The organism is Streptomyces niphimycinicus (assembly GCF_018883605.1).
GTDB lineage: Bacteria > Actinomycetota > Actinomycetes > Streptomycetales > Streptomycetaceae > Streptomyces > Streptomyces niphimycinicus.
In genome coordinates, this window is record NZ_JAHLEM010000996.1 from 1 (window position 1) to 1415 (window position 1415).

Consider the following 1415-nt stretch of genomic DNA (forward strand, 5'->3'; position numbering starts at 1 on the left):
GCCGCCTGCTCGTCCGTGGGGTAAAAGCGGTACTTGAACGCCCGCTTGACCTGCTGCGCCATACCTCACACTTTATCAGCTCCCATGTGAGGAGCGGGTGTCGGCCGGTGACCACAGACGCCGAAGCGCCCTGACGGCGATTCACCTTTCCCTGCCCTGCTCCGCAGGAGCTTCGTTTCCTCACCGGCCTGAAGGCCGGGGTATCCACGAAGGAGTCCCGATGAACAGCGCGCTGCCCACGCCCACCAGGGTGTGGGTGCGCAGCCCGGCGCTCTTCTGCTGCACCGCCCGCTCGAGCCCGATCAGAGTGGACAGCACCAGCGCGACGCCGAGCTCGGCGAACTGCCGGACTCCCTGGTCGACACCGAATTCCCACATCGGAGCGGCGATCAGTCGCACATCCGTCCCTTCCGTCTGGTCCATCCGATCCATCCGGTCTGTCCGCCCCGCGCGGTCCCTCCCCTCGACCGCCGTCCCCCATGAGTACCCGCCGTGAGTACCCGCCGCGTACCCGCTGAGTACCGCCTTTCGCACGGGGTGTGCGCCGGTGACTCACACACCATCCCCACACACGCTCCCGCACTACCTGTGCATGCGCTTGACTCGGAGCGTCACCACTGCACGGACGTTACATCCGGAAGGGGATCAACCCGTGACCACCGAGCCCGAGCAAGCCGCGTTAGCCGTGGAGCTGACGGAACTGCGCCGGACCGTCGAAGTGGGCTTCACCCGCGTCGACGGCCGGCTGGCCCTGCTCGACCACCGAGGAGAACAGGCCGAGGAGGACGTGAACCAACTGGGCGGACGGATGCGGATGCTGGAGCACGGACGCTGGCCGCTGCCCTCCATCGCCGCCCTGACCGGGGTGGCCGCCCTGGCCCTCGCGATATGGCAGGCAGCGGGACACTAGCGCCGGTGCGGACGGCGGCCCGGCCTACCCGAGCCTGATGTGGTGGAGCAGCAGCAGCGCCGCCGCCATATTGGCCGCGGGCACCTCACCGCGTGCGACCAGGTCGGGCACCAGCTTCAGCGGCACCCACTCGCGGCGGTCCGACTCGAAGTCGTCCTCCGGGTGCCCGACGTACGACGCCTCCTCGGCCCAGTAGATGTGGTGTCGTGCGTCGGTGAGCCCGTTGGACGGCTCGACGGAGAGCAGATGGCGCAGCGGGCCGGGGCGCCAGCCGGTCTCCTCCTCCATCTCCCGGGCCGCGGCGTCGGCGATGTCCTCACCGTCCTCGACGACGCCCGCGGCCAGCTCCCAGCCCCAGGCGTCGGTGATGAACCGGTGGCGCCACAGCAGCAGCACCTCGTTGGCCGCGTTCACCACCGTGGCCACGGCCACGGGACGGAGCCGGATCAGATAGTGGTCCAAATGGCGCCCGTCGGGGAGCCGGACGTCGGCGAGGTTGACCCGG

3 protein-coding genes and 1 pseudogene are annotated in these 1415 nt (G+C 69.5%); 1 reads left to right on the plus strand and 3 read right to left on the minus strand.

What is annotated here, in order from left to right:
• On the minus strand, positions 1 to 62 hold a 62-nt coding region (locus KN815_RS52500; protein WP_216347842.1), incomplete at its 3' end, for a helix-turn-helix domain-containing protein.
• Positions 63 to 219: 157 nt separating this feature from the next.
• A pseudogene (locus tag KN815_RS46630) lies at positions 220 to 378 on the minus strand (MgtC/SapB family protein); the annotation flags it as partial.
• 274 nt (positions 379 to 652) lie between these two features.
• On the opposite strand from KN815_RS46630, the gene KN815_RS46635 reads away from it, so the two are divergent.
• Entirely contained in the window at positions 653 to 910 is a 258-nt protein-coding gene (locus KN815_RS46635) for a hypothetical protein (protein WP_216347840.1), read from the plus strand.
• Between the two features lie 24 nt (positions 911 to 934).
• Here KN815_RS46635 and KN815_RS46640 read toward each other — a convergent pair.
• The coding region (locus tag KN815_RS46640; RefSeq protein ID WP_216347841.1) for an NUDIX hydrolase at positions 935 to 1415 on the minus strand (481 nt) is incomplete at its 5' end.